Origin of the sequence: Nocardioides daeguensis, assembly GCF_019192965.1 — a bacterium.
GTDB classification, from domain to species: Bacteria; Actinomycetota; Actinomycetes; order Propionibacteriales; family Nocardioidaceae; genus Nocardioides; species Nocardioides daeguensis.
In genome coordinates this window covers 154,401-179,888 of record NZ_JAHTKU010000020.1, presented here as the reverse complement: position 1 = coordinate 179,888, position 25,488 = coordinate 154,401, and the positions used below count along the sequence as shown (strand labels likewise).

Annotated in this window: 26 protein-coding genes; 18 read left to right on the top strand and 8 right to left on the bottom strand. The window is 73.9% G+C overall.

Annotated features, from left to right (window positions below; translation table 11 throughout):
- The first annotated feature begins 47 nt into the window (after positions 1-47).
- The 15 genes from KU893_RS16775 to KU893_RS16705 all read left to right on the top strand — a co-directional run bounded on the left by KU893_RS16775 (position 48) and on the right by KU893_RS16705 (position 16,042).
- On the top strand, positions 48-788 hold the full coding sequence (locus KU893_RS16775; RefSeq protein WP_218235522.1) for a FadR/GntR family transcriptional regulator: 741 nt from the start codon (positions 48-50) through the stop codon (positions 786-788).
- On the top strand, positions 785-1,537 hold the full coding sequence (locus KU893_RS16770; protein WP_218235521.1) for a PDC sensor domain-containing protein: 753 nt from the start codon (positions 785-787) through the stop codon (positions 1,535-1,537). The genes KU893_RS16775 and KU893_RS16770 overlap by 4 nt, the downstream gene beginning before the upstream one ends.
- A 74-nt stretch (positions 1,538-1,611) precedes the next feature.
- Positions 1,612-2,814 carry a cytochrome P450 gene (locus KU893_RS16765; RefSeq protein ID WP_218235520.1) on the top strand — a complete coding sequence of 401 codons (1,203 nt, stop codon included), beginning with the start codon at positions 1,612-1,614 and terminating at the stop codon, positions 2,812-2,814.
- 31 nt (positions 2,815-2,845) lie between these two features.
- On the top strand, positions 2,846-3,037 hold the full coding sequence (locus KU893_RS16760; protein ID WP_218235519.1) for a ferredoxin: 192 nt from the start codon (positions 2,846-2,848) through the stop codon (positions 3,035-3,037).
- Positions 3,034-4,260 carry an NAD(P)/FAD-dependent oxidoreductase gene (locus KU893_RS16755; RefSeq protein WP_218235518.1) on the top strand — a complete coding sequence of 409 codons (1,227 nt, stop codon included), beginning with the start codon at positions 3,034-3,036 and terminating at the stop codon, positions 4,258-4,260. The genes KU893_RS16760 and KU893_RS16755 overlap by 4 nt, the downstream gene beginning before the upstream one ends.
- A gap of 25 nt (positions 4,261-4,285) precedes the next feature.
- Positions 4,286-5,671, top strand: coding sequence for a glutamine synthetase family protein (locus KU893_RS16750; protein ID WP_218235517.1), 1,386 nt, complete (start codon positions 4,286-4,288; stop codon positions 5,669-5,671).
- Positions 5,668-6,390, top strand: coding sequence for an ABC transporter substrate-binding protein (locus tag KU893_RS16745; protein ID WP_218235516.1), 723 nt, complete (start codon positions 5,668-5,670; stop codon positions 6,388-6,390). Before KU893_RS16750 ends, KU893_RS16745 begins: the two co-directional genes overlap by 4 nt.
- Positions 6,390-7,100 carry a gamma-glutamyl-gamma-aminobutyrate hydrolase family protein gene (locus tag KU893_RS16740; RefSeq protein WP_218235515.1) on the top strand — a complete coding sequence of 237 codons (711 nt, stop codon included), beginning with the start codon at positions 6,390-6,392 and terminating at the stop codon, positions 7,098-7,100. The genes KU893_RS16745 and KU893_RS16740 overlap by 1 nt, the downstream gene beginning before the upstream one ends.
- Positions 7,097-7,906, top strand: a complete 810-nt coding sequence (locus KU893_RS16735; RefSeq protein WP_218235514.1) for a gamma-glutamyl-gamma-aminobutyrate hydrolase family protein — start codon at positions 7,097-7,099, stop codon at positions 7,904-7,906. Before KU893_RS16740 ends, KU893_RS16735 begins: the two co-directional genes overlap by 4 nt.
- A gap of 2 nt (positions 7,907-7,908) precedes the next feature.
- On the top strand, positions 7,909-9,258 hold the full coding sequence (locus tag KU893_RS16730) for an NAD-dependent succinate-semialdehyde dehydrogenase (RefSeq protein ID WP_218235513.1): 1,350 nt from the start codon (positions 7,909-7,911) through the stop codon (positions 9,256-9,258).
- A gap of 32 nt (positions 9,259-9,290) precedes the next feature.
- Positions 9,291-10,760, top strand: a complete 1,470-nt coding sequence (locus KU893_RS16725; protein ID WP_218235512.1) for a PucR family transcriptional regulator ligand-binding domain-containing protein — start codon at positions 9,291-9,293, stop codon at positions 10,758-10,760.
- Between the two features lie 104 nt (positions 10,761-10,864).
- The gene (gene gabT / locus KU893_RS16720) at positions 10,865-12,217 is read left to right on the top strand and encodes a 4-aminobutyrate--2-oxoglutarate transaminase (protein WP_218235511.1); all 1,353 of its coding nucleotides are present in this window, start codon (positions 10,865-10,867) and stop codon (positions 12,215-12,217) included.
- A complete protein-coding gene (locus KU893_RS16715; RefSeq protein WP_218235510.1) occupies positions 12,214-13,698 on the top strand; it encodes an aldehyde dehydrogenase family protein in 1,485 nt (494 codons plus the stop codon). The genes gabT and KU893_RS16715 overlap by 4 nt, the downstream gene beginning before the upstream one ends.
- On the top strand, positions 13,695-14,852 hold the full coding sequence (locus KU893_RS16710) for a CaiB/BaiF CoA transferase family protein (protein ID WP_218235509.1): 1,158 nt from the start codon (positions 13,695-13,697) through the stop codon (positions 14,850-14,852). The genes KU893_RS16715 and KU893_RS16710 overlap by 4 nt, the downstream gene beginning before the upstream one ends.
- A complete protein-coding gene (locus KU893_RS16705; protein ID WP_218235508.1) occupies positions 14,849-16,042 on the top strand; it encodes an acyl-CoA dehydrogenase family protein in 1,194 nt (397 codons plus the stop codon). The genes KU893_RS16710 and KU893_RS16705 overlap by 4 nt, the downstream gene beginning before the upstream one ends.
- A 45-nt stretch (positions 16,043-16,087) precedes the next feature.
- On the opposite strand, the gene KU893_RS16700 is transcribed toward KU893_RS16705, so the two are convergent.
- The 4 genes from KU893_RS16700 to KU893_RS16685 are packed head-to-tail and all read right to left on the bottom strand — an operon-like array spanning position 16,088 to position 18,825.
- Complete coding sequence (locus KU893_RS16700; RefSeq protein ID WP_218235507.1) at positions 16,088-16,291, bottom strand: hypothetical protein; 204 nt, start codon at positions 16,289-16,291, stop codon at positions 16,088-16,090.
- Complete coding sequence (locus KU893_RS16695) at positions 16,288-16,743, bottom strand: DUF4383 domain-containing protein (protein ID WP_246592748.1); 456 nt, start codon at positions 16,741-16,743, stop codon at positions 16,288-16,290. Before KU893_RS16695 ends, KU893_RS16700 begins: the two co-directional genes overlap by 4 nt.
- 49 nt (positions 16,744-16,792) lie before the next feature.
- Positions 16,793-18,481, bottom strand: coding sequence for a SulP family inorganic anion transporter (locus tag KU893_RS16690; protein ID WP_218235506.1), 1,689 nt, complete (start codon positions 18,479-18,481; stop codon positions 16,793-16,795).
- On the bottom strand, positions 18,478-18,825 hold the full coding sequence (locus tag KU893_RS16685) for an ArsR/SmtB family transcription factor (RefSeq protein WP_218235505.1): 348 nt from the start codon (positions 18,823-18,825) through the stop codon (positions 18,478-18,480). Before KU893_RS16685 ends, KU893_RS16690 begins: the two co-directional genes overlap by 4 nt.
- A gap of 107 nt (positions 18,826-18,932) precedes the next feature.
- On the opposite strand from KU893_RS16685, the gene KU893_RS16680 reads away from it, so the two are divergent.
- Positions 18,933-19,184 (top strand): hypothetical protein, encoded by a 252-nt coding sequence (locus KU893_RS16680; protein ID WP_218235504.1) that lies wholly within the window; start codon positions 18,933-18,935, stop codon positions 19,182-19,184.
- A 6-nt stretch (positions 19,185-19,190) separates the two neighbouring features.
- Here KU893_RS16680 and KU893_RS16675 read toward each other — a convergent pair whose 3' ends face one another.
- Entirely contained in the window at positions 19,191-19,784 is a 594-nt protein-coding gene (locus KU893_RS16675; protein ID WP_257441375.1) for a TetR/AcrR family transcriptional regulator, read from the bottom strand.
- An 80-nt stretch (positions 19,785-19,864) separates the two neighbouring features.
- On the opposite strand from KU893_RS16675, the gene KU893_RS16670 reads away from it, so the two are divergent.
- Entirely contained in the window at positions 19,865-21,037 is a 1,173-nt protein-coding gene (locus KU893_RS16670; RefSeq protein WP_218235503.1) for an acyl-CoA dehydrogenase family protein, read from the top strand.
- Here the strand turns inward: KU893_RS16670 and KU893_RS16665 are convergent.
- Both KU893_RS16665 and KU893_RS16660 read right to left on the bottom strand, forming a co-directional pair.
- Entirely contained in the window at positions 21,030-21,689 is a 660-nt protein-coding gene (locus KU893_RS16665) for a type 1 glutamine amidotransferase family protein (RefSeq protein WP_218235502.1), read from the bottom strand. The two genes, KU893_RS16670 and KU893_RS16665, sit on opposite strands and share 8 nt — an antisense overlap.
- On the bottom strand, positions 21,686-23,203 hold the full coding sequence (locus KU893_RS16660) for a hypothetical protein (RefSeq protein ID WP_218235501.1): 1,518 nt from the start codon (positions 23,201-23,203) through the stop codon (positions 21,686-21,688). The genes KU893_RS16665 and KU893_RS16660 overlap by 4 nt, the downstream gene beginning before the upstream one ends.
- Before the next feature lie 103 nt (positions 23,204-23,306).
- Here KU893_RS16660 and KU893_RS16655 point away from each other — a divergent pair, with 103 nt between their 5' ends.
- Positions 23,307-24,026, top strand: coding sequence for a GntR family transcriptional regulator (locus KU893_RS16655; RefSeq protein ID WP_218235500.1), 720 nt, complete (start codon positions 23,307-23,309; stop codon positions 24,024-24,026).
- Positions 24,027-24,032: 6 nt separating this feature from the next.
- Here KU893_RS16655 and KU893_RS16650 read toward each other — a convergent pair whose 3' ends face one another.
- On the bottom strand, positions 24,033-25,271 hold the full coding sequence (locus tag KU893_RS16650) for an amidohydrolase family protein (RefSeq protein WP_218235499.1): 1,239 nt from the start codon (positions 25,269-25,271) through the stop codon (positions 24,033-24,035).
- Positions 25,272-25,488: the final 217 nt, after the last annotated feature.

Genomic DNA, 25,488 nt, shown 5'->3' with positions numbered 1-25,488 from the left:
GCCCTAACATGGGCGCCGTCCGTCGCGCGTGGAGAAGGAGGTGTCGGGTGTCCGGGCTGACCCCACTGATCTCCCCGTCCGCTGTCGGGGGTCGGGCCGACGAGGTCGTGCAGCGGATCAGCGAGGCGATCCACCTCGGCCTCCTCGGCGACGGGGAGAAGCTTCCCTCCGAGGTCGAGCTCGCCGCGCAGTTCGGCGTCGCGCCGATGACGATGCGCGAGGCCCTCGCCGCGCTGCGGGCCGAGGGTCTGGTCGAGACCAAGCGCGGTCGCAGTGGGGGGTCGTTCGTGCGGAGGCCCACCTCGCCCCCGGTCGAGCCGGTGCGGCAGCGCCTGGCCGCGATGACGATCTCCGGGCTGCGCGACCTGGTCGACGAGCACCAGGGGGTCGCCGGTCAGGCCGCCCGACTGGCCGCGGAGCGTGCGTCGGCGTCGAACGCCCGGCGTCTCTTCGCGCTGACCGAGCAGCTCGGCGGCGCCCCTACTCCGGGCGACCGGGTCCGCGCCGACTGCCGCTTCCACATCGAGGTCGCGGTCGCCTCGCAGTCCGCGCGTCTGACGCGCCGGGAGGTCGGGCTCCAGGCGGAGGTCTCCGGGATGCTGTGGCTGCTGCCCGAGAGCGCCGTCGACGTCGCCGTCCACGTGGAGGAGCACCACGCGATCGCTGCGGCCGTGCTTGCCGAGGACGGCGCCGAGGCGCGCCGGCTCGCCGAGAACCACGTCGCCGGCGTGCTCCGGCTGCTGACGGCGGCGCACCTGAGGCTGATCGACGAAGGAGCCGAGGCATGAGCCAGACCGCCGCTGCCGCGCAGGCGAGGAGGATCGCCGCCGCGCTGTCCGAGATCCTGGTGCCCTTCTACGAGCGCATGGAGCGGGTGGCGGCCACCGTGGCGGCGACCCCCGCGCCGCCCGGGCAGTGGACCGAGTCCGACCTCGGCCCGGTGCAGGACCGGATCGTCGAGCTGATCGCCGAGGACGACGCGCTGGTCGGGATGGGCTTCGTCCCGGCGCCCCTGGTGATGGCGGGCCAGGAGCGCGCCATGCTGTGGTGGCAGCGCAACGACGGGCGCACCTCCCGGCTGCGGCTCAACTTCGACCGCACCAGCATCGATGTCTACGACTACGTCGAGATGGAGTGGTTCACCCAGCCCGCGGCCGGCCAGGCGCGAGTCTCGATGGGGCCCTACGTCGACTACTCCGGCTCGGAGCTCTACATCGTGACGGCTGCCGTCCCGGTGCTCGTCGAGGGTCGCTTCGTCGGCGTCGCCGGGGCCGACCTGCTCTTCGGCGAGCTCGAGCGGCGCCTGCTCGACGTGCTGCGCAAGGAGCCGTTCGAGGCGGTGATCGTCAGCGCGGAGCGGCGGGTGATCGTCGCCAACAGCGCGCGCTGGGTCCTCGGCACCCGCCTCGCCTCGGTGCCCGCGGCGGGGGTGGTCGACGGTGACGCCGTCTACGCCGCGGTCGAGCCGCTGCCCGTCGGCACCGGATGGGTCCTGGCCCTGGCCGGGACCGAGGAAAGTGGGAACAACTTCGGCTGAAGGGCTTGACAGATAAACCTCCAGTTTTAGAGTGTTTGACCTCACACGTTGACCACTCTGCTTCGGAGGTGCCCATGTCGGCCACCAGCCCCGCGGTCGCGCCCATCCTGGACGTCGCCGACCCCGCCTTCTCGATCACCGCCCCCGAGGTGCACGCCGCCCGGGAGCGCAGCTGGTACGCGACCACGCCGTACGGCATCGCCGTGCTCCGCTACGACGAGATGAGCCGGCTCATCAAGCACCCCAAGCTGCGCCAGGGCAGCGTCGCCTGGCCCGCGCACAACGGCGTCACCGAGGGCCCCTTCGCCCGGTGGTGGGCCAGCTGGATCCTCAACAAGGAGGGGGCCGAGCACCACCGGCTGCGCCGGCTGATGAACCCGGCGTTCTCGCCCAAGCTGATCGGCGGCCTGGTCCCGCGCTTCCAGGCCCTCGCCAGCGAGCTGATCGACGGCTTCTCCGCGCCGGACCAGTGCGAGTTCGTCTCCGAGTTCGCCGAGCCGTACGCCGCCCGCGTCATCGCGATCATGCTCGGCATCCCCGAGGAGGAGTGGCCGATCATCGCTCGCGAGTCGGTGACGATCGGGCTCGCGATGGGCGTGACCCTGCGCGAGGACCTCCCGCAGATCGAGGACGCGCTCGCCCGGCTCTACGCCTACTGCGACGCGCTGATCGCCGACCGGCGTAAGAACCCGGGTGACGACTTCGTCACCGCGCTGGTCAACGCCTCGCGGGAGGAGGACGGCCGGCTCAGCGACACCGAGCTGCGCGACGCCATGGTGCTGCTGATCTTCGGCGGCTTCGACACCACCCGCAACCAGCTCGGCCTGGCCATGCAGACCTTCAGCCGCCACCTCGACCAGTGGGCGCTCCTCGCCGAGCGGCCCGAGCTCGGCCGCGCCGCCGTCGAGGAGGTCATGCGGGTCAACCCGACCGTGCGCTGGGTGACCCGCGAGGTGCTCGAGGACTTCGAGTTCGAGGGCCTCGAGCTCACCGCCGGCACCACCGTGCACCTCTACAGCGAGTCCGCCGGCACCGACCCGCGGGTCTTCACCGGCGGCTTCGACATCACCGCCGAGCGCAAGCCCCACTTCGGCTTCGGCGGCGGCGCCCACCACTGCCTGGGGCACTTCGTCGCCCGCTCCGACATGAGCGAGGCGCTGCCGCTGCTGGCCCGCCGGATGCCCGACATCCGCATCCTCGCGGGCGACTCGTGGCTCCCCGACTCGGGGAACACCGGGCCGGTCCGGCTGCCGATCGGCTTCACCCCCGCTTCCTGAACCCCGTCCCACCGAACCACCAGGAGTCACCATGAAGGTCACCGTCGACATGACGATGTGCCAGGACCACGGCCAGTGCGCGATCGCCGCCCCCGAGGTCTTCCGGATCAACGACGAGGGTCACCTCGAGTACGACGCCGAGCCCGGCGACGACATGCTCGAGTACGTCGAGGAGGCCGCCGACGTCTGCCCGGTCCAGGCCATCTTGATCGCCGACTCATGACGACCACACCGCACGTGGTCGTCGTCGGCGGCTCCCTCGGCGCCCTGCGCGCGGCGGAGCAGCTGCGCGCCGGCGGCCATGCCGGGCCGATCACGGTCCTCGGCGCCGAGGCGCACCTGCCCTACAACCGGCCGCCGCTGTCGAAGGACGTCCTCGCCGCCGGCGAGCCCCTGGCGCCGGCTGCACTGGCGGACCGGCTGGCGTTCCGGCGCCGGGCCAGCACGGCCGACGTCGACTTCCGGCTCGGCGACCCGGTCGTCGCCTCCGACCTGCGCGCCGGGGTCGTGTGGACCGGATCCGGGTCCGCCACCTCCTACGACGGTCTCGTCGTGGCGACCGGGCTGCGACCGCGTCACCTCGACGTCTCGGGGCCCGCGCTCGGACGCCACGTGCTGCGCACCGTCGAGGACAGCCACGGCCTGCGCGCCGACCTGGAACGGGGCCCGGGGCTCCGGGTGGTCGTGGTCGGTGCCGGCTTCATCGGCTGCGAGTCGGCGGCCACGCTGCGCAAGCTCGGTCACGAGGTGACGGTCGTCGAGCCGGTCGGCTCGCCGATGGAGCGGGTGATCGGCGCGGCCGTCTCGGCCGCGGTCCAGGGCCACCTCGAGGCGGCGGGCATCCGCTTCGTCCTCGGCACCGGCATCACCGGATACCTCGGCGAGGAGCGCGTCGAGGGCGTCGTCCTCGGCACCGGCCGGGTGCTGCCGGCCGACGTCGTCGTCGAGGCGGTCGGTTCGCTCTGCAACACCGAGTGGCTGGCCGGCAACGGCCTCGACCTCTCCGACGGCGTCCTGACCGACAACCGGATGCGCGTCGTCGGCGCCGAGCGCGTGGTCGCGGTCGGCGACGTCGCCCGGTTCCCGAACCCGTTGTTCGACGACGTGCCCCGTCGCGTCGAGCACTGGTCGGTCCCCACCGACACCGCCCGCTGTGCGGCGGCGACGCTGCTGGGCGACCTCGCCGGCATGCCGCCGGACGACGAGTTCGCGCCCGTCCCGTCGTTCTGGAGCGACCAGCTCGACCTGCGGCTGCAGAGCTTCGGCTCCCCGGCGCTGGCCGACGAGGTCGTCGTCGAGGAGGGCGATCTCGAGCACCTGCTCGACGGCCTGCTCGTGACCTACCACCGCCAGGGCCGCCACGTCGGCACCCTCGCCGTCAACCTGAGCGCCGCCCGCCAGCGCGGGCTGCGCGAGCAGTTCTCCCGTCCCGTCCCGGTCGCCTGAGCCGGACCACCATCAGAGGAATGCCATGAGCACCACTGCACTCGACCTGCACCGAGAGCACAACGCGTCGAGCCCCGACCTCGCGGCCGCGTTGGCGACCATCCGGGAGCGGGGCGTCAAGTACGTCTACTACCAGGCCGTCACGATCACCGGCCGTGTCGTCGGCAAGGTGATGCCGGCCGGCCACTTCGAACGGGCCGCGGTCAAGGGGGTCCAGCAGCACCGCACGGCGGTCGCGAACCTGCAGACCACCCGCGCGGGCGTGCTGCTCGGAGGCGGCGTGAACGCTGCCGAGTACACCGCCATCCCCGACCTCGACACCTTCGCGGTGCTGCCGTGGGACACCAGCTTCGCCCGGGTGTTCTGCCGGCTCTACGAGCCCGACCACCTCGCGGAGGGCGCGGGCGCGCCGTACGCCTGCGACAGCCGCGGGCTGTTGCACCGGGTCCACCGCGAGTTCACCGAGCGCACCGGCCTGGAGATGCGGACCGGGTGCGAGCCCGAGATGACGTGGAAGGGCGAGGGCCTCGAGGGCCGGTTCCGACCGGACTCCAGTCCGGCGTACCACATCGAGCACCTCGAGCGGAACCGCCCGATCGTGACCAAGGTGATCGACTACGCGCAGGCGCTCGGCCTCGACATGATCGAGGGCGACTACGAGGACGAGTACCAGGTCGAGCTCAACTTCATGTACGACCACGCGAACCTCACCGCCGACCGGCTCGTCACCTACCGCCAGGTCTGCAAGCAGGTCGCGCGCGAGCTCGGCATCGAGGCCAGCTTCATGCCCAAGCCCGCCACCGGGATGATGGGCAACGGCTGCCACCACAACTTCAGCCTGTGGCGCGACGGCGTCAACGTGCTCGAGGACCCCGGTGTCACCCGGCTGCACCTCTCCGAGGTGGGCCGGCACGCGCTCGGCGGCCTGCTCACCCACTCGGCCGGCGCGATGCTCGTCAACGGCTCGACGGTCAACTCCTACAAGCGCTACTGGGACGCCGGGCAGTTCGCGCCGTCACGGATCAACTGGGGCCTGGACAACAAGACCTGCACCGTACGGCTCTCCGCGAACGGGCGCCTGGAGTACAAGCTGCCCGACGCCGCGGTCAACCCGTACCTCTCGCACGCGGTGATGATCGCGGCCTGCGAGGACGGGTTGAAGAACGCCACCGACCCGGGGGAGCCGACCGTCGGCTCGTCGTACGACACCCCGCAGGACGGGCGCTTCCCGCGGCTGCCGATGACCCTGGGCGAGGCCGTCGTCGCGTTCCAGGAGGACGAGGTGCTGACCTCCGCGCTCGGCGAGGAGCTCTCGCAGCTGCTCGTCGACTTCCACGCCGACGAGTGGGCCCGCTTCTGCGGCGCCGTCACCGACTGGGAGCGCTCGACCTACTGGGACGACGCCCCGTGAGCGCCGCCGTGTCCCCGCTGCGGCTGGCGTGCATCGACGCCGACGCGCCGCCCCTGTTCTCCCTGTTCGCCGCCGAGGGCGGGCGTCGCGGCTTCGAGCCCGCCGTCGCCGAGCTCGTCGCCGCCGAGCTCGGCCGGCCGTTCGTCTGGGCCCCGACCTCGTGGCCGGAGATGATCCCGGCCGTGCAGGCCGGCGACGCCGACGCGATCCTGTGCGGACAGGGGGTCACCGAGGAGCGGCTGCGCCAGGTCGACTTCACCCGCCCCTACGCCGTCTTCCACGAGAGCGTCCTGGTCCGCCGTGGCGCCGGCGTCGGCGGCCCCGCCGACCTGGTCGGCCGGAGGGTCGCGGCGATCGAGAACAGCACCAACATGGCGCTGGCCGAGACCTTCGCGGGCGCCGAGCCGGTCGCCTTCGGTGCCGGCGGCTCCGGCGACGTGTACGCCGACATGCTGGCCGCGCTCGCGGCGGGCGAGGTCGACGCGGTCGTCGACGACGACGTCGTCTTCGTGCCCCTCGGCGAGTCCGACCCGCGCTTCGAGGTGGCGTTCACCGTGCCGACCGGCAACCGGTGGGCGCTCGGCGTCGCCAAGGACCGTCCGGAGCTGCGTGACGAGCTGGACGCCGCGCTGGCTCGCGTGATCGCGGACGGCCGGCACCGCAAGGCGTGGGAGGAGTGGCTGCCCACCCTGGCCTACCCCTTCGAGGTGAGGGCCTGATGCGGCCGCTGGTGGCCGTGATCGGCCAGCGCTCGCCCTCGGCGCCGATCCTGCGGTTCAGCGCGACCCTCGCGGCCGAGGCGATGTGCGAGGCGGTGTGGGCGGCCGGCGGCGAGCCCGTGGTGCTGCACGGCCCGGCGGGCCGTCCCTCCGCGGGGGTCGCCGAGCGGCTGGCCCGCTTCGACGCCGTCCTGCTCCCGGGCGGTGCCGACGTCGGCCCCGCGAGGTACGGGCAGCCGGCCCGTCCCGAGACCACCGGGGTCGTCGACTTCCAAGACGACCTCGACCTGGCCGTGGCGCGGGCCGTGGTGGCCTCGTCCCTGCCCACCCTCGCGGTGTGCCGCGGCCTGCAGGTCCTCAACGTGGCGCTCGGCGGCACGCTCCACCAGCACCTGACCGGATCCGCCGTGGCCCACCGCGACAGCGTGCACGAGGTCCGGGTGGAGCGTGGCTCACGGCTGCGTTCCGTCGTCGGTGAGGACCTGCTCTCCGTGTCCTCCTACCACCACCAGGCCGTCGACGTGCTGGGCAACGAGCTGGTCGTCAGCGCGGTGGCGGCCGACGGCGTGGTCGAGGCCGTCGAGCACCGCCGGGCCGACGTCCTCGCCGTGCAGTGGCACCCGGAGGACTTGCACGCCAGCTCGCGCACCGACGCCGCGCTGTTCGCCGACCTCGTCGAGCGGGCCGAGAAGCGGATGGCCGCCCGGTGAGCGCCGTCGTCCACCGCGCCGAGGTGCTGCCGAGCGGTCCGGCTCCCGCGGACCCGGTCGCACGCGTGGGCGTCCTGGTGTCCTTGAACTTCCCCGACATGGACGAGGAGATCGCCGCGCTGGCGCGGCGCTTCACGCGGGTGGCGCTGGCGACCCTCGCCGACCTCGGTGCGGCGATCGAGCTCCTCGACACCTCGACCCCGCTGCCCGACCCCGAGGCGATCGGCGCCTGCGACGGCCTGCTGCTCCTCGGCGGGGGTGACATCGACGCCGCCTGCTTCGGCCCCGCGCTCAGCGAGGTGCCCAACGGCTACGGCGTCGACCGCCGAGCCGACCTGGACGCCCTGCACGTGCTGGGGATCGCGGAGGGGGCCGACCTCCCGGTCCTCGGCATCTGCCGGGGGTCGCAGCTGATCAACGTCCACCGCGGCGGCACCGTCGTCGCGGACCTCGAGGACTACGTCCTGCACCGGGGCGGGCCCGGCGAGCCGCTCTTCCTCGACGAGACCGTGCTGGTCGAGGAGGGCACCCGGCTGCACGCGGTGCTCGACGCCGACCGGGTCGTCGTCCGCTCGGGGCACCACCAGGCGGTCGACCGGGTCGGCCGCGGGCTCGTCGTGGCCGCCCGGGCGCTCGACGGGGTCGTCGAGGCGATCGAGGACCCGGCCCGCTGGGTCCTCGGCGTGCAGTGGCACCCCGAGGACGACGACGGCTCGGCCGCCGACCGGCAGCGCCTGCTCGGCGCCTTCGTCGCCGCGTGCGCCGCGCGGCGCAACCACCAGCAGATCGAGGAGAGGACCCTCTAGCCATGACCCGGTACGCCGTCCAGGACCCCCGCACGGGCGAGGTCCTCGCGACCTGTCCGAGCGCCACCGACGCCGAGGTGGCCGCCGCGGTCGCCGCCGCCGAGCACGCGTACCGCGCCTGGGGGCGCACCTCGACGGTCGCCGACCGCGCCGCGCTGCTGCGCCGGGTCGCGCAGCTGCACGAGGAGCGCGCCGACGAGCTCGCCGCGGCCATCGTCCGCGAGATGGGCAAGCCCCACGAGGAGGCGCGGGGCGAGGTCGAGTTCAGCGCCCTGATCCACCGCTACTACGCCGACAACGCGGAGGAGTTCCTCGCCGACGAGCCGGTGGCGCTGCTGGGCGGCACCGGGACGGCGGTCGTCCGGCGGGCGCCGGTGGGCGTGCTGCTCGGGATCATGCCGTGGAACTTCCCGGCCTACCAGGTCGCCCGGTTCGCCGCGCCGAACCTCGCCGCCGGCAACACGATCGTGCTCAAGCACGCGCCCCAGTGCCCGGAGTCCGCCGCGCTGCTGGAGAGGATCTTCCGCGACGCCGGGTTCCCCGAGGGCGCCTACGTCAACGTCTACGCGACGAACGAGCAGGTCGCCGACGTCATCGCCGACCCGCGGGTCCAGGGCGTCTCGCTGACCGGCTCCGAGCGCGCCGGTGCGGCGGTGGCCGAGATCGCCGGGCGGAACCTGAAGAAGGTCGTCCTCGAGCTCGGCGGCTCGGACCCGTTCCTCGTGCTCGGCTCCGACGACCTCGACGCCACCGTGCAGGCCGCCGTCGACGCCCGCACCTACAACACCGGCCAGGCCTGCAACGCCGGCAAGCGGTTCGTCGTCGTCGACCACCTCCACGACGAGTTCGTCGCCCGGTTCGCCGGGCGCCTCGCCGAGCTCGAGCTCGCCGCCCCCCTCTCCTCGGAGACGGCCGCCGCGACGCTCGCCGACCAGGTCGACCGTGCGGTCGCCGCGGGCGCCCGGCTCCTCACCGGCGGGGAGCGGCACGGCGCCTACTTCCCGGCCGGCGTGCTCACCGGTGTCACGCCCGACAACCCGGTGTACCGGGAGGAGCTCTTCGGTCCCGTCGCGATGGTGTTCCGCGCCGCCGACGAGGACGAGGCGGTCGCGATCGCCAACGACACGCCCTACGGCCTCGGGTCCTACGTGTTCACCCCCGACGCCGAGCAGGCGGCCCGGGTCGCGGACCGCCTCGAGGTCGGCATGGTGTTCGTCAACGGCGTCAACGCCGACGGGGTGGAGCTCCCCTTCGGCGGGGTGAAGCGCTCCGGCTTCGGCCGCGAGCTCGGGCGCTACGGCATCGAGGAGTTCGTCAACAAGAAGCTGATCCGCACCGTGGTGCCGGCCTGAGCCGGTGCCGGGGCCGGTGACAGACTCCTGACGTGGCCGTGCCGACCGTTGCCTCGCTGTGCTCCGCCCTCGGGCACCACCTCGTGCCCGCCGCCGGGTTCGAGGTGCCGCGCACCGAGGTGAGCGCGGTCCACATCAGCGAGCTGCTCGAGCCGGAGGCCTACCTCAGCGGTGGTGAGCTGCTGCTCACCACCGGGTTGGCGCTGCCCGACGACGCGGCCGGCGTGGCGACGTACGTCGACCGGGTGCGCGCGGCGCAGGTCAGCGCGCTCGTGCTCGGCCTCGGTCCGGTGCACCAGACGCCCCCCGAGGTGCTGGTCGAGGCCTGCCGCGCGGCCGGCCTGCCGCTGCTCCTCGTCCCGCCGGCGACGCCGTTCCTCACCGTCTCGCGGGCCTACTGGACCGCGCAGTCGCGCTCGACCGAGGAACGGCTCAACGACGTGGTGTCCGCGCACCGCGCGCTGGTCGAGGCGGCAGTGGCGCCCGACCCCGCCGCCTCGGTGCTCAGCCGGCTCGCGCGGTGGCTGGACGGCTGGGCCGTGCTTCTCGACGCGGCCGGCTCGGTCGACCTGGTCCATCCGCTCTCGCTCGGCGAGGAGCTGGGCGTGCTGGAGGCCGAGGTCGCCCGGCTCGACGTCGTGGGGGTGCACTCCTCGGCGTCCTTCCCCGTCGGCGACCACGTGGCGGCCGTCTTCCCGCTGGCCGTCGGCAACCGGGTGGTCGGCTACCTCGCCGCCGGCTCCCGCCGGCAGCTCGACGCCGCCCAGCGCCGGGTCGTGCTCACCGCCGCCGCCCTGCTCAGCCTCGACGCCGTCCGGCGACAGCAGGTCGAGTCCGCCCGCGCGGCCACCCGGCGCTGCGTCGCCGTCCTCGTCGACCTCGGCCTCGTGGACGCCGCCCGCCGCCTGGCCGCCGAGAGCGACTGCCCGGCGCCCGCGCGCGAGGCCGCCGTGCTCGTCGTCCGGGGCCGTGACAGCGAGGTGCTCGCCCAGACCGTCGAGCGGTGGTGTCCCGGAGCCCTCGGTGTGGCCGTCGACCGGACCACGGCCTGGTTCCTGCTGCCGCACGACCACGGCAGCGCCGACGACCTGCGCCGCCGCCTCGACGCCGCGGACCCGACCGCGGCGCTCACCCTCTCGGGCCCGGTCGCGGTCGAGACGGCCGGCGCCGTCCGGGTGCGCCTGCAGCGCGACCTCGCCGACGTCGCCGCCGGTGGCTCGGTCGGCCCGGCGCCGGGCGTCCACCTGCGGGTGACCCGCGCCGTCGACGGCTTCGTCGCCTCGGCGAGCCCGGAGCTGAGGGCCGCTCTGGTGGCCTGGCTGCGACACCGCGGGCAGTGGGAGGCGGCGTCGAGCGCCCTCGGGCTGCACCGCAACACCCTGCGCTACCGCGTCGCGCGGGCCACCGAGGCGCTCGGCCTCGACCTCGACGACCCGGACGTCGCCGCGGAGACCTGGCTGGCGCTGCGGGCGCGCGGCGAGACCACGGTTTCGGCGTACTGACGAAGTCGGACGGATCTTCGTCCGGATCATCCGAAGACCCGCGCGGCCCGGACTTCCTACCGTCGTGCCACACGACCACGGGCACCACCAGCGGGAGGAACACCATGACGATGCCGGAGCAACGCCGGATCCTGGCCACGGCCATCCCCGGCCCGCTGTCGCTGGAGCGGCAGGTCCAGCGCAAGGCGGAGCTGGCCAACGGGCTCGGCACCACGATGCCGGTCTTCATCGAGCGTGCCGGCGGCGGCATCCTGGTCGACGTCGACGGCAACCACATCATCGACCTGGCGTCCGGGATCGCCGTCACGTCCGTGGGCGCCTCCCACCCCGCGGTCACCCAGCGGATCGCCGAGCAGGCGGCGCGGTTCACGCACACCTGCTTCCTGGTCACCGAGTACGACGGCTTCGTCGACGTCGCCGCCGCGCTGAACCGGCTCACCCCGGGTGAGCACGCCAAGAAGACCGCGCTCTTCAGCACCGGCGCCGAGGCGGTGGAGAACGCCATCAAGATCGCCCGCACGGCCACCGGCCGCACAGCCGTCGTGGTGCTCGGCCACGCCTACCACGGCCGGACCAGCCTGACCATGGCGATGACGTCGAAGAACGCGCCCTACAAGCAGGGCTTCGGGCCGTTCGCCCCCGACGTGCACCGGGTCCCGTCGCCCTACCCCTACCGCTGGCCCTCCGGACCCGAGAAGGCCGCCGAGGAGGCGTTCGCCGCGCTGGAGGAGATCGTCACCACCCAGCTCGGGGCCACCAACGTCGCTGCGATCGTGGTCGAGCCGATCCAGGGCGAGGGCGGCTTCATCGTGCCGCCGCCGGGCTACCTCGCGAAGGTCCAGCAGTTCGCCCACGAGCACGGCATCGTGTTCGTCGCCGACGAGATCCAGACCGGCCTGGCCCGCACCGGCGCGATGTTCGCGTGCGACCACGAGGGCGTCGTACCGGACCTGATCACGACCGCCAAGGCCCTCGCCGGCGGCATGCCGCTGGCGGCGGTCACCGGCCGCGCCGAGATCATGGACGCCGTCGCGGCGGGCGGCCTCGGCGGCACGTACGCCGGCAACCCGGTCGCCTGCGCCGCCGCCCTCGGCGCCCTCGAGGTCATCGAGTCCGAGGACCTGGTGGGCCGCGCCCGCGAGATCGAGGCACGGGTGCGGCCCCGCCTCGAGGCCGCGTGCGGGCCGGACAGCGTCGTCGGCGAGGTCCGCGGCCGGGGAGCGATGCTGGCGCTGGAGTTCGTGCGACCCGGCACCACCGAGCCCGCGCCCGAGGTCGCGAAGGCGGTCGTCGAGCGCTGCCACCAGGAGGGCGTGCTGACGCTGCAGTGCGGGACCTACGGCAACGTCATCCGGTTGCTGCCGCCGCTGGTCATCGGCTTCGACCTGCTCGACGAGGCCGTCGACGTGCTCCTCGACGCGATCGCCGCCGTCGGGGCCCTGGAGACGCAGGCATGAGCGCGACCTCCTTCGACCCGCGCACGGGGGCGGTGGTCGCCACCGTCGCCGACACCAGCGCGGACGAGCTGCGGACGGTCCTGGCGACCGCGGCCACGGCGGCCCCCCGGCTGGCCGCGACCAGTCCCGCGGAGCGTCGTCCCTGGCTGCACGCCGTGGCCGACGCGCTCGAGCTGCACCGCGACGAGCTCGCCCGGCTCGCCGACCGCGAGACCGCGCTCGGCCTCGCCCGGCTGACCGGCGAGGTCGACCGGGCGGCGGCCCAGCTGCGCTTCTACGCCGACGTCGCGGCCGAGGGGTCCTACGTCGAGGTCACCGTGGACGAGCCGACGGCGACCACGCCCGGGCTGGTGCGGGTCAACCGGCCGCTCGGCCCGGTCGCGGTGTTCGGGGCCAGCAACTTCCCGTTCGCGTTCAGCGTGCTCGGCAACGACACGGCCATGGCGCTGGCCGCCGGCTGCCCCGTCGTCGCCAAGGCACACCCCGCGCACGCCGGGCTGTCGATGCGCCAGGCCGAGATCGCCCGCGAGGCCCTGGCCGCGGCCGGCGCACCGCGCGGCGCGTTCAGCGTCGTCAGCGGCCACCAGGTCGGGGTCGAGCTGGTCCGCGCCCCCGAGATCACCGCGGTCGGGTTCACCGGGTCGCAGGCCGGGGGCCTGGCCCTGTGGCGCATCGCCAACGAGCGGGAGAGCGTCATCCCGGTCTACGCCGAGATGGGCACCGTCAACCCGGTCGTCGTCACCCGGGCGGGCGCGGCCGACATCGACACCGTCGCCAAGGGCTTCGTCGCCTCCTTCACCCTCGGCAGCGGCCAGTTCTGCACCAAGCCGGGCCTCCTGCTCGCCCCGGCCGGGTCCGGCGCCGCGGCCGCCGTCGCCGCCGCCCTGCACGCCGCCGGGCCGGAGCCGGTGATGCTCACCGAGGCGATCGCCCGCGGGGTCGTCGCGGGTGTCGAGCAGATGCGCGCCGCCGGTGCCGAGCTCGTCGCCGAGGTGGCGGCGGGCGGGGCGGCCTTCGCCGCACCGGCCGCGGTGCTCACCGCGTCGCCGGACGCGCTGGTCCCGGGGAGCCGGGTGCTGGAGGAGACCTTCGGCGCCGTCGTGCTCGTCGTCGAGTACGCCGACGACGCCGAGCTCGCCGCCGTCGTACGCCGGCTGCAGCCCTCGCTCGCCGCGAGCGTGTTCACCGGCGGCGCCGACGACCCGGACGCCGCCGCGGCGCTCGCCCTGCTCGGCGACCAGGTCGGCCGGGTCGCCGTCGACGAGTGGCCCACCGGGGTCGCGTTCACCTGGGCCCAGCAGCACGGCGGGCCGTGGCCGGCGACCTCCGTTCCGTCGGCCACGTCGGTCGGCGCCGCCGGACTGGGCCGCTTCGTGCGCCCGGTCGCCTTCCAGTCGGTGCCCGACGGCTGGCTTCCCCCCGAGGCGCGCTCCGACAACCCGTGGCAGCTGCCGCGCCGGGTCAACGGGACGCGGTCATGACCGGCCCGCTCGACGGCGTCCTCGTCGCCGACTTCAGCCGGGTCCTGGCCGGACCGCTCGCCGCGGCCACCCTGGCCGACCTCGGCGCCGAGGTGATCAAGGTCGAGCGCCCCGGGGTCGGCGACGACACCCGGCACTGGGGACCGCCCTGGACCGAGCGCTCGAGCTCCTACTTCGAGTGCGCCAACCGCTCGAAGAAGTCGGTGGAGCTCGACCTCGCCGACCCCGCCGACCTGGCGGTGGCCCGGGAGCTCGCCGGACGGTGCGACGTGCTGATCGAGAACTTCAAGGCCGGCTCGCTCGACCGGCTCGGCCTCGGGTACGACGCGGTGTCCGCCGCCAACCCTGGCGTCGTCTACGCCTCGATCACCGGCTTCGGCACCCAGCAGGGCGCGGGCCTGGCGGGGTACGACTTCCTCGTCCAGGCCGTCGGCGGCCTGATGAGCATCACCGGTCAGCCCGGTGAGCCGGTCAAGGCCGGGGTCGCCCTGGTCGACGTGCTCACCTCCAAGGACGCGGTCGTCGCGATCCTCGCCGCCCTGCGCGCCCGGGACCTGATCGGTCGCGGCCAGCACGTCGAGGTCAACCTGCTCTCGAGCCTGCTCGGCTCGCTGGCCAACCAGGCCTCGTCCTACCTGGCGACCGGCCGGGCGCCGGGAGCCATGGGCAACCGGCACCCCTCGATCGCTCCCTACGAGACGATGCGCGCCAAGGACGGCCACCTCGCCGTGTGCTGCGGCAACGACGGCCAGTTCGCCCGGCTCGCAGCCGCGCTCGGCCGCCCCGAGCTGTCCTCGGACCCGCGCTTCGTCACCAACGGCGACCGGGTCGCCCACCGCGATGCCCTGCTGCCGCTGCTCGAGGAGGCTCTGGCGGGCGACACGGTGGACGCCTGGGTCGACACCCTCACCGCGGCCGGGCTGCCGGTCGGCAAGGTCGGTACGGTCGCCGACGGGTTCACGCTCGCCGCCCGGCTCGGGCTCGAGCCCACCGTCGAGGTCGGCGCCGGCGCCTCGCCCCAGGTCCGCAGCCCGCTGGGCTTCTCGGCCACCCCGATCACCCGCTACACCGCCCCGCCCCGGCTGGGCGAGCACAACGACGTCGTACGAACCATGCTGAGCACCGCTCAGGACAACCAGGAGGACTCCCGATGAGCACCCCGACCACCGCCCTGCCGCCGTTCGCCCCGCTCGACCCGGCCGGCATCGACGACCTGCTGACCGAGGACGAGAAGGCGGTGCGGGCCACGGTCCGTCAGCTGTGCGCCGACCGGATCGACCCGTACGTCGCGGAGTGGTTCGAGCAGGGGCACCTGCCCGACATCCGCGGCCTGGCCAAGGAGCTCGGCTCGATCGGCCTGCTCGGCATGCACCTGGAGGGCTACGGCTGCGCCGGGATGTCGGCCACCGACTACGGCCTGGCCTGCCTCGAGCTGGAGGCCAGCGACTCCGGCATCCGCTCCCTGGTCTCGGTGCAGGGCTCGCTGGCCATGTTCGCGATCTGGCGCTGGGGCTCGGAGGAGCACAAGACCGAGTGGCTGCCGCGGATGGCGGCCGGCGACGCGATCGGCTGCTTCGGCCTGACCGAGCCCGACGTCGGCTCCGACCCGGGCAGCATGCGCACCCGGGCTCGCCGCGACGGCTCGGACTGGGTCCTCGAGGGCCGCAAGATGTGGATCACGAACTCCTCGGTCGCCGACGTGGCCGTGGTGTGGGCGCAGACCGACGAGGGCGTGCGCGGCTTCGTCGTACCGACCGACACCCCCGGCTTCAGCGCCCCGGAGATCAAGCACAAGCAGTCGCTGCGCGCCTCGGTCACCGGCGAGATCGTCCTCGACGGCGTCCGGCTCCCGGAGTCGGCGGCCTTCCCGGAGGTGCGCGGCCTCAAGGGCCCGCTGTCCTGCCTCAACGAGGCCCGCTACGGCATCGTCTGGGGCGCGATGGGCGCGGCCCGCTCCTCGCTGCAGGCGGCCCTCGACTACGCCAACCAGCGCATCCAGTTCGGCAAGCCGATCTCGGCCTTCCAGCTGACCCAGCAGAAGCTGGTCGACATGAACCTGGAGTACACCAAGGGCGTGCTCCTCGCGCTCCACCTCGGCCGCCGCAAGGACGCCGGCACGCTGCGACCCGAGCAGGTCAGCCTCGGCAAGCTCAACAACGTCCGCGAGGCCCTCGAGATCTGCCGCACCGCCCGCACCGTGATGGGCGCCAACGGCATCTCGCTGGAGTACCCGGTGATCCGGCACGCCAACAACCTCGAGTCGGTGCTCACCTACGAGGGCACCGTCGAGATGCACACCCTCGTCCTCGGGCAGGCGATGACCGGCCACGCCGCCTTCCGCTGACCGGGGGCGCGCACCGTGCGCCGGTGAGGCTCGGCCCCGCCGACCTCACCGGCCGTGGGGGCCGCGGGCGAGCCGGCGGCCGCCCACGAGGTGCCCGCCGAGATAGCCCGCCGCGCTGGCGCCGACGGTGGCGGCCACGTGCAGGACCAGGGGGACGACGACGCCGCGCCGGCGGTGCTCCTCGTCGCGGACCGAGGCCATGGCGCAGGTCCAGTACTCCACGGCCGGGTCGCCCACGCCGCTGCTCATCGCGGGTCCGTCGCTTCGTCGTCGGAGCGGGCCAGCACCAGGCCGAGGCCGATCATGCCCACGCCGAGGACCAGGTGCAGCCAGTTGTCCGCCCGGTCCAGCGGTACGACGTTGGCGTCCTCGTGGCGGTCGACGAGCAGACCGTAGACCGTGAGCGCCAGGTAGAGAGCGCCGCCACCGAGGAGGAAGGCGCGGGCGCCGGTCCAGCTCGTGGCGAGGACCAAGCCCACGACGCCGAGGGCCAGGTGCACGATGTTGTGCAGGCCCGAGACCGCGAAGATCCCGAGCAGCTGGGCGCCGGACTCGTGGCCGGCGAAGGTCATCTCGTCGTAGTCGGTGGTGATGCCGGGGACGAAGCCGAGGATGCCGACGAGGACGAACGTGCCCGCCACCGCGGCGGCGGCCTTCTGGGTCAGCGTCGTCATCGCCGTGGGAGCAAGCGAGGTGTCCATGGCCGGCCGGTACCCGCCGGCCAGGTGGCAAGACGTCCTCAAGTCCCGGTCAGGACGCCTCGCGCTCCAGGCCCGGCTCGTGCGCGATCCGCGCCGCGTGCAGTCGTGCGTGCGCGATCGCCTCGGGGGTGGTCGCGAACAGGTGCCGCTCGTGGGCGAGCTGGCGGTGCACGCCGAGCTGCTCGAGGACCGCGAGGTGCTCGGGCCGGGTGCCCGACAGCAGCACCGTGACGCCGCGCTGCTCGAGGCGGCCGATCGTGTCCGCCAGGACGTGGGCCCCGGTCGCGTCCACGGCTGTCAGGTGCGCCATCCGCAGCACGACGACGCGGACCCGCTTGACCTCGGCGAGCTCGAGCAGGAAGTCGTGGGCGGCGGCGAAGAAGAGCGGGCCGTCGAGGCGGTAGGCGACGATGTTCTCGTCGAGCAGCCGCCGCTCCTCGTCGGTGTGGTCGCTGTTGTCGAGCGGTTCCTCCTCCAGACGCGCCGTCCGGGCGGTCTGGCGCAGCGCGAAGAAGCCGGCGGCGGCCAGGCCGACGGTCACGGCGAGGACCAGGTCGAGGGCCACCGTCGCGGCGGCGGTGAGCAGCAGCGTGGCCGCGTCGCCGCGGGTGGCGCGCAGGAGGGGCGCGAGGCTCGAGACCCGGATCATCTGGACGGCGGTCGCGATCAGGACGCCAGCCAGGGCGGCCAGCGGGATCTGGCCGACCCAGCGGGCGGCGACCAGCACCACGACCAGCAGCAGCACGGCGTGGGTCAGGGCGGCCAGCCGCGACCGGGCGCCGGAGCGCACGTTGACCGCCGTGCGGGCGATCGCCGCGGTGGCGGGGATGCCGCCGAACAGCGGGCTGACCAGGTTGGCCAGGCCCTGGCCGAGCAGCTCGCGGTCCGGGTCGTGCCGCTGCCCGACGCTCATCGCGTCCGCGACCGTCGCGGACAGCAGGCTCTCGAGCGCGCCCAGGGCGGCGACGGCGACTGCGGCGAGGACGAGCGTGTCGAGGTCGCCCCAGGGCACCGAGGGCAGGTGTGGCGCGGGGAGGCCGGAGGGGATGGTGCCGATGGTGGCGAGCGGCGTGCCCCCGTCGCTGTCGGCGAGCAGCGCGTTGCCCACCGTCGCCAGCACGATCAGGAACAGGGCCGCCGGGAAGCCGGCGCGGACCCGGGCCATCGCCACGATCAGCACGGCGATGCCGCCGGCCGTCGCCGGAGCGCCCCACGAGGGAGCCTGCGCCCAGGCGCGCACGGCGTCGGTCGCGAGGACGAGCACCTTCTCCGCGTGCACCTCCACGCCGAGGGCGGCGGGCAGCTGCTGGAGGGCGATGATGACCGCGATCCCGGCGGTGAAGCCCTCGATCACCGGGACGGGGACGTACCGGATGGCCCGGCCCGCGCCGGTGACCGCGAGACCCAGCAGCATCAGGCCGGCGAGCAGGCCGACCACGAGCACGCCGTCGATGCCGTGCGCGGCGACGATCGGGATGAGGACGACGGTCATCGCCCCGGTGGGACCGCTGACCTGGACGTGGCTGCCGCCGAAGACCGCGGCGATCGCGCCGGCGACGACCGCGGTCACGATGCCCGCTCCGGCCCCGACTCCGGAGCTGACCCCGAAGCCGAGGGCCAGCGGCAGGGCCACCAGGGCGACCATCACGCCCGCCGTGAGGTCGTGGCGCAGATCGGCCTGAGCCCAGTCGGCCCGACGTGGGGCCAGCTGGCGGGCCCGGTCCAGCAGCGTGCTCATCGGTCGGCCGACGGTCGGGTGGGGACCACCAGCTCGTCCTCGAAGTCGGTGCGCGTCGCGGCGAGCCCGGCCAGGATCTGGCGGGCGGACAGCAGCAGGTCGCGGACCTCGGGTGCGCTGATGGAGTAGACGACGGCGTTGCCCTCGCGGCGGGAGACGACCAGCGAGGTGCGGCGCAGCACCGCGAGCTGCTGGGACAGGTTGCTGGCTTCGATCGCGATCTGTTCGAGCAGCTCGTGGACCGCGTGGTCGCGCTCGGAGAGCAGCTCGAGGATCCGGATCCGGGCCGGGTGGCCCAGGGTGCGGAAGAACTCGGCCTTGGTCTGGTAGAGCGGCACTGCCATCGGCGCACCTCCTTCTTGTCCTCGACATTACCGCTAGAATACATGAAGTGAAGAATTCTTCATGTTGTGAATCATCCGAGGACCTGAGGAAGGGCGGGGAGCGCCGCATGCACGAGGGCACCGTCGAGACCGTCACCGTCGCCCAGCTCGAGCCGGGCGACGTCGTCACCTTGCCGGGGATCTCGGCCCGCTGCCGGATCCAGGTCGCGCGCTCGGCCGTCCCCGGCGTGGTCTGGCTGTACGTCGTCGACGCGGTGACGGGCGTGCGTCACCGCGGTCACGTCGCGCTGCCGCTGCACCAGGAGGTCGCCCGCCACGGTACGGCGCCGGTGCCCGAGCCGGTCCCCGAGGACAGCTGAGCCCGGTCAGCCTCGCGCGCGCAGGCCGGTCGCGACCAGGTCGACCAGCGCCTGGTAGGCCTGCGCGTCGTCGAGGCCGGTCGCCGTACCGATCCGGCCGTCGCCGATCGCGTCCATGACCTCGGCGACGGCTGCACCGACGAAGGTGGCGTTGACCTTGCGCAGCGTTCCGGCGGCGACCCCCTCGGTCACCAGCGCCTGCACGCGGGCCGCGGCCTGCGCGGTGTTGGCGCGGTAGACCTCGGCGCCGGGCGGGAAGCCGGCGAGGTCGGCGTAGAACCGGGGGGAGGCGGGGGCGAGCTCGTCGGCGACCGCGGTGAGGTACGTCGAGAGCCGGTCGGCCGGGTCGGCGGCAGCCTCGACGCGGTCCTCGATCCGCTCGGCGGCGCGCTTGAAGAAGCGCCGCACCGTGGCGGTGATGAGCTGTTCCTTGCTGGGGGCGACGAGGTAGAGCGTGCTGCGCGAGCAGGAGAGGCGCTGGGCCAGCTCGCCGATCCCGAAGCCGGCGAAGCCCTCGGCCAGGAACAGCTCGACGAGCTCGTCGAGCAGGGCGTCCCGGCGCTGGCGGGTGCGCGCCGGGAGGGTTCGCTGCTGCTGCACGGTCGCAGGCTAGCAACGAAGGGAGTACTGTGGTCCGTACCAGAAGGACACTTCCAGTACTCACCGCTTCGGAGGACCCGATGCCCGCACGTCGCCTGATGCCGTCCGAGGAGACGGCCGACCTGCTCCGCCTGGCCCGCCAGCTCGCCGCCGACGAGCTGCTGCCGCGCGCCGCGGAGGCCGAGGCGACCGGGACCTTCCCGCGCGAGGTGTTCCGGCTGCTCGGCCGCGCCGGCTTCCTCGGCCTGCCCTACCCCGAGGAGCTGGGTGGCGGCGGACTGCCCTACGAGGTCTACCTGCAGGTCCTCGAGGAGATCGGCTCGGTCTGGTCGAGCGTCGGCGTCGGCGTCTCGGTGCACGCGCTGAGCTGCTTCGGTCTCGCCACCGCCGGCACCGACGAGCAGCGGCGGACGTGGCTGCCCGAGATGCTCGGCGGCGAGCTGCTCGGCGCCTACTGCCTCTCCGAGGCGCACGCCGGCTCCGACCCGGCCGCGATGCGCACCCGCGCGCGTCGCGACGGCGACGAGTACGTCATCAACGGCGCCAAGGCGTGGGTCACCCACGGCGGCCAGGCCGACTTCTACAAGGTCATGGCGCGCACCGGCGACCGTCGCGGCGACATCAGCTGCTTCCTGGTCCGGGCCGGGACCCCCGGCCTGTCGGCCGACACCCCCGAGGACAAGATGGGCCTGATGGGCTCGACCACCGCGACGGTGCGCTTCGAGGACGTGCGGGTCCCTGTCGACCAGCGGCTCGGCGAGGAGGGCCAGGGCCTCCAGATCGCCCTCGCCGGTCTCGACTCCGGCCGGCTCGGCATCGCCGCCGTCGCGACCGGCCTCGCCCAGGGCGCGATCGACCGTGCCGTCGCCTACGCCCAGCAGCGCGAGTCCTTCGGCCAGCGGATCATCGACCACCAGGGCCTGGCGTTCGTGCTCGCCGACATGGAGGCCGCCGTCCAGTCCGCCCGCGCCACCATGCTGCACGCCGCGCGGCTCAAGGACCTCGGCCTGCCCTTCTCCCGCGAGGCTTCGATCGCCAAGCTGGTCGCCACCGACGCCGCCATGAAGGTCACCACCGACGCGGTCCAGGTGCTCGGCGGCGCCGGCTACACCAAGGACTTCCCGGTCGAGCGCTACATGCGCGAGGCCAAGGTGATGCAGATCTTCGAGGGCACCAACCAGATCCAGCGGATGGTCATCGGCCGCTCGCTCGACCGCGAGGCCGGCGCGGGCGCCATCGTCTCCGTCAGCTGACGAGCACGCCGCCCTCGGCGGGCCGCACGTGCAGCGCCGCCCCGGCGCCGACGACCTCGAGCACACCGTCGCGCACCACGACGGCGGTGTGCTCGTCGACCGCGCGCGCCTCCGGCGCCAGCCCGGCGCGGACGGCCGCCACGGCCCGCGGGAGCGTGCCCCACTGCGCGGCGTGCACGTCCACGGCGAACCCGACCCGGCCCAGCCCCGGTACGACGGCCAGCTGGTCGAGGTCCTCGCCGGCGTCCTCCGGGGCGACCGGGCGCCCGTCCAGGAGCCAGCCCCCGACGATCGCGCGCTCCGCCGCGATCGCCGCGCCGGCCGAGAACCCGGCGTAGGGGAGCGCGGCCAGCGCGTCGCGGGCCGGCACCACCAGCTCGGCGTACAGCGGGGTGAGACCGCCGGCGACGAACACGCCGGCAGTGCCGGTGAGGTCCGCGGCGCACAGCGGGCGTCCGGACGCCAGGACGACCGTCCGCACCGACGGCGCATCGCCCAGCACGTCGCGCCAGCGGTCCAGGTCGACGCCCTCGCCGTCGTCGACGACGACGCAGGTCGCCTCGCCGCCCGCGAGCTCGGCCACGAAGGGCGCGAGCAGGGCTCGGACCTGTGCCTCGTCCCGACCACCACCGACCAGCACGCTCAGCGTCACCGGCTCCTCCTCACCACGATCGACTTCGTGCTCGGCGTCGCGTCCCACTGGGTCCCGACGCCCGCTCGGACGTACAGGATGTACCGTCCCGGCTTCATCTGCCGCGTCTTCAGCACGAAGGTCGGCGAGCATGCGCGCCACGCGGTCGCGACCGGTGCGGCACCCTTGCGTCGCACCTGGCAGGCGAGGACGGCGCCCGGCGTGGGGGAGGCGAGGCGGTAGGTCGCCTTGCGCCCGGCGCGGACCTTGCCCGGCCCGGTCACCGGCCCGGTCTCCGGGGCGCTCGCGGCGGGGGTCGGCAGCGGTTGCGGATGCGGCCCGGGGCCCGGGTCGAGCGGGTCCTCCGGGTCGGGGGTGGAGAGCCACGACCATCCGGCCGGCGTGACGTCGAAGTTGCCGGCGGCGTCGCTCGCCGCGACCTCGAAGGTGTAGGTGCCCTCCGCGGTCAGGCCGCTGTAGGTCACCGGAGAGGTGCAGGCTGCCCACGCGTCGTCGCGTCCCGGCCCGGTCACGCGGCACCGGAACGAGGCCCCAGCCTCGGAGGTGAAGGTGGACCGCATCACGCCTCCGCTGACCTCACCGCCGGTCAGCGTGGTCTGCGGGGCCGTGGTGTCGACGGTCCAGGTGTGCGTCGCCGGCACCTGGTCGGACCACCCGAGGTGGCGTCCCCACACCCGCATCCGGTGCGTCCCCTCGCCCAGTCCGGCCGCCGTGTGGTTGCCGACCCGCTGGCTCAGGCACACGTACGGCGTCTGGTCGTCGAGCTGGCACAGGTAGCTGGACGCGATGGTGCTGGTCAGGCCGAAGGTGGCCGCGGTGCTGTTGGTGAGCGCCGGCGGCGTCGCGATCAGCTGGGTGTCGACGGCGGTGAACGGGTACCCGCTGACGGCGCTGCTCTGCCCCGACGGGTCGGTCGCGCGGACGTAGAAGGCGTGGTTGCCCTCGCCGAACGCCTGCTGGAAGCCGCTGGAGCAGGGTGTCCAGATGACGGTGCTGTCGAAGGCGCACTCGAGCGCGCCCTCGTCGGCGGCGAAGTCGAACCGGAAGGTCCGGTCGACGTCCGGGACCGAACGCACCTCGACCGAGGTCATCTCGGGGACGTGGGTGTCGTTGAACGAGATCCGCGGCGTCTTCTCGACCGAGCTGAACGCACCGGACTGCAGGCCGCACAGCGGGACGTCGCCCTCCATCTCGATCAGGTCGCAGCCCGACCAGTTCCCGACCTCCCAGTTCCCGGGAGCGGCCTCGGGCCGCAGCCAGGTGGTGGCGACCAGCGGTTCCTCGTTGCGCATCCGCTCGCAGGTATTGACGGCGCGCTCGTCGACCTCGCTGGTCCAGTCGCAGACGGTCGGGCCGTCCTCGATCGAGCCGGACTTGACGGTGACCTTGCCGGCTCCCTTGATCGAGACGACGACGCCCACCTGTCCGGCGTGGGCGGGGGAGGTCAGGGACGGGACGGCGGTCAGGGCTGCCGTGGTCGCCAGGACGGCGGCAGCGCGAAGCAGGAGTCTCACATTCCCCGAGTCTCCGGGGTTCCGGCACCCGTCACCATCCCGAGTGGCTGGTGACTCGTCCCTCCCAGAGTGCTGGGGGTCGCGGACGCTCTAGGGTGGCGCCGTGAGTGATGCGGGGCTGCCGGAGCCGGTCGAGCGCCGGCTGCAGCGGCTCTGGGCCGATGCGGCCGAGCGCGGCGGTCCCATGCCGGGGGAGACCGTGCTCGCGTCGTCCCTGGAGGTCAGCCGGCCGGCGGTGCGCGAGGCGCTGGTCCGACTCGAGGAGCGCGGCTTCATCCACCGCCGCAAGGGCGCCGACACCACCGTCAACAGCTCACTGCTCGGCATCCCCGCCCGTTTCGAACAGCGCCTCGACAGCGCCGAGCTGATCGCCGCGATGGGCCGCACGCCGTCGGTCGAGGTCGTGTCGGCGGAGGTCGGCGAGGTGACCCTCGACGAGGCCGACGCGTACGACGTCACGCCGCGCCAGTCCGTGCTGCGCACCACCAAGGTGTGGTCCGCCGACGGTGAGCCGGTGCTGGTCGCGCGCGACGTCGTACCGGTGCTGACCCGGGTGGACCCGGCCGGCCTCGACCCCGTGACCCCGATGCCCGCGCTGGCGCGGGAGCTGGCCGGCGAGCAGGTCGGCTGGGAGCTGGTGTGGCCGGGTGCCGACGGCCTGTCCGTCGAGGACGCAGGGCTGGTCGGCCGCCCCGAGGGTGAGCCGGCGATGACCCTCGAGGCGACGGGGATCAGTCGCACCGGCACGATCTGCTACTGGACCCGCGAGGTGCACGTGCGCGGCGCGTTCCGCTACGCGCTCGTCCGCCGCGCCGACTGGTAGGCCGGCTCAGCGCAGCAGCCGCGTCGTCGTCTCCGACTCGGCGACGACCCGCCCCTCCCGGACCACCCAGCGGGGCCGGGCGTGCTCGGTGAGGACGTCGCGCAGCCGGCCGTCGGCGTGCACGCACAGGTTGGCCGGGTTGCCCGCGGCGATCGCGTGGTCGGCGACGCCGAGCACCTCGGCCGCCCGCGTGGTCACCAGCTCGAGCAGCAGTCGCTGGTCGGCGGCGGTGAGGAAGCGCAGGGTGTGCGCGGCGAGGAAGGCGACCTCGAGCATGCTGTGCCGACCGAACGGGTAGTACGCGTCCTCGACGTCGTCCTGGCCGAGCGCCACCGGGATGCCGTCCTCGAGGAACTCCCGCACCGGTAGGTGCAGCGGCCCGGTGTGCGGGTCGGAGACGAAGCCGAGCCCTGCCGCGTGCGCGAGGTCCATCAGCCGCTGCAGCGTCGGCTGGGGGTACGTCGCCAGGGCACGCGCGTGGCAAGCGACCCCGCGCCCGCGCAGGTCGTGCTCGATCATCGCCTCCGCCAGCATCTGGGTCGTCCGCAGCCCCGGGTCGCCGGCGTCGTCGACCAGCATCGCCACCCGCTTGCCCTGGGCCGCGGCCAGCCGGCAGGCCCACTCCACGTGAGCCCTGGCGTCGGTGTCGGTCATCTCGATCCAGGGGATGCCGCCGACCACGTCGGCACCCATCCGCAGCGCCTCCTCGCACAGCGCGGCCGCGCCCGGGTCGCGGAGCAGCCCGTCCTGCGGGAAGGCCACCACCTGGACGTCCAGCAGGTCGCGGTACTCCTCGCGCACGGCCAGCACCGCCTCCATCCCCACCAGCCGCGCCGTGGTGTCGACGTCGACGAACGCCTGGACGTGCAGCACCCCGTGAGCGACGGCCGCGTCGAGGACGCGCCGGATGTTGGGCTCGAGCCAGGCCCGGTCGTACTGCCGCTTCACCCCGCTCGCCTCGCGCACGATCGAGCGGAGCGCCGCGCCCATGTTCCCGGAGGTGTACGCCGCCAGCGCGCCGTCGCCCGCCCGGTCGAGCGTGTGCACCTTCTCCAGGTGCAGGTGCCCGTCGACGAAGGACTCGGTCACCAGGCCGCCGCCGGCGTCGATGGTCCGGGTCGCGGTCGCGCCGGCCGGCGCCTCCGTGCCGACGTGGGCGTAGCGACCGTCCCGGATCCCCAGCGTGACGGGCGATCCGTCGGCCAGGCGGGCGTTCGCGACGAGCAGGTCGTACGGCGCGCTCATGCCGCCGCCTCGACCGCGACCGACTCCTGCGCGGTGAGCGAGGCGAAGTCGGTCAGGCTGTGCACGACGACGTCGCGGTTGGCCGACGCGTGGGTCTCTGCGGTCACGGGGTCCTCCGGGCTCGGATGAGATCTGTCAGACAGGACCTTCTCCACCTGTCAGACATGTGTCAAGAGCCGGCGGCGCGCCGACGGGCCGGCTCGTCAGGTCTCGACGA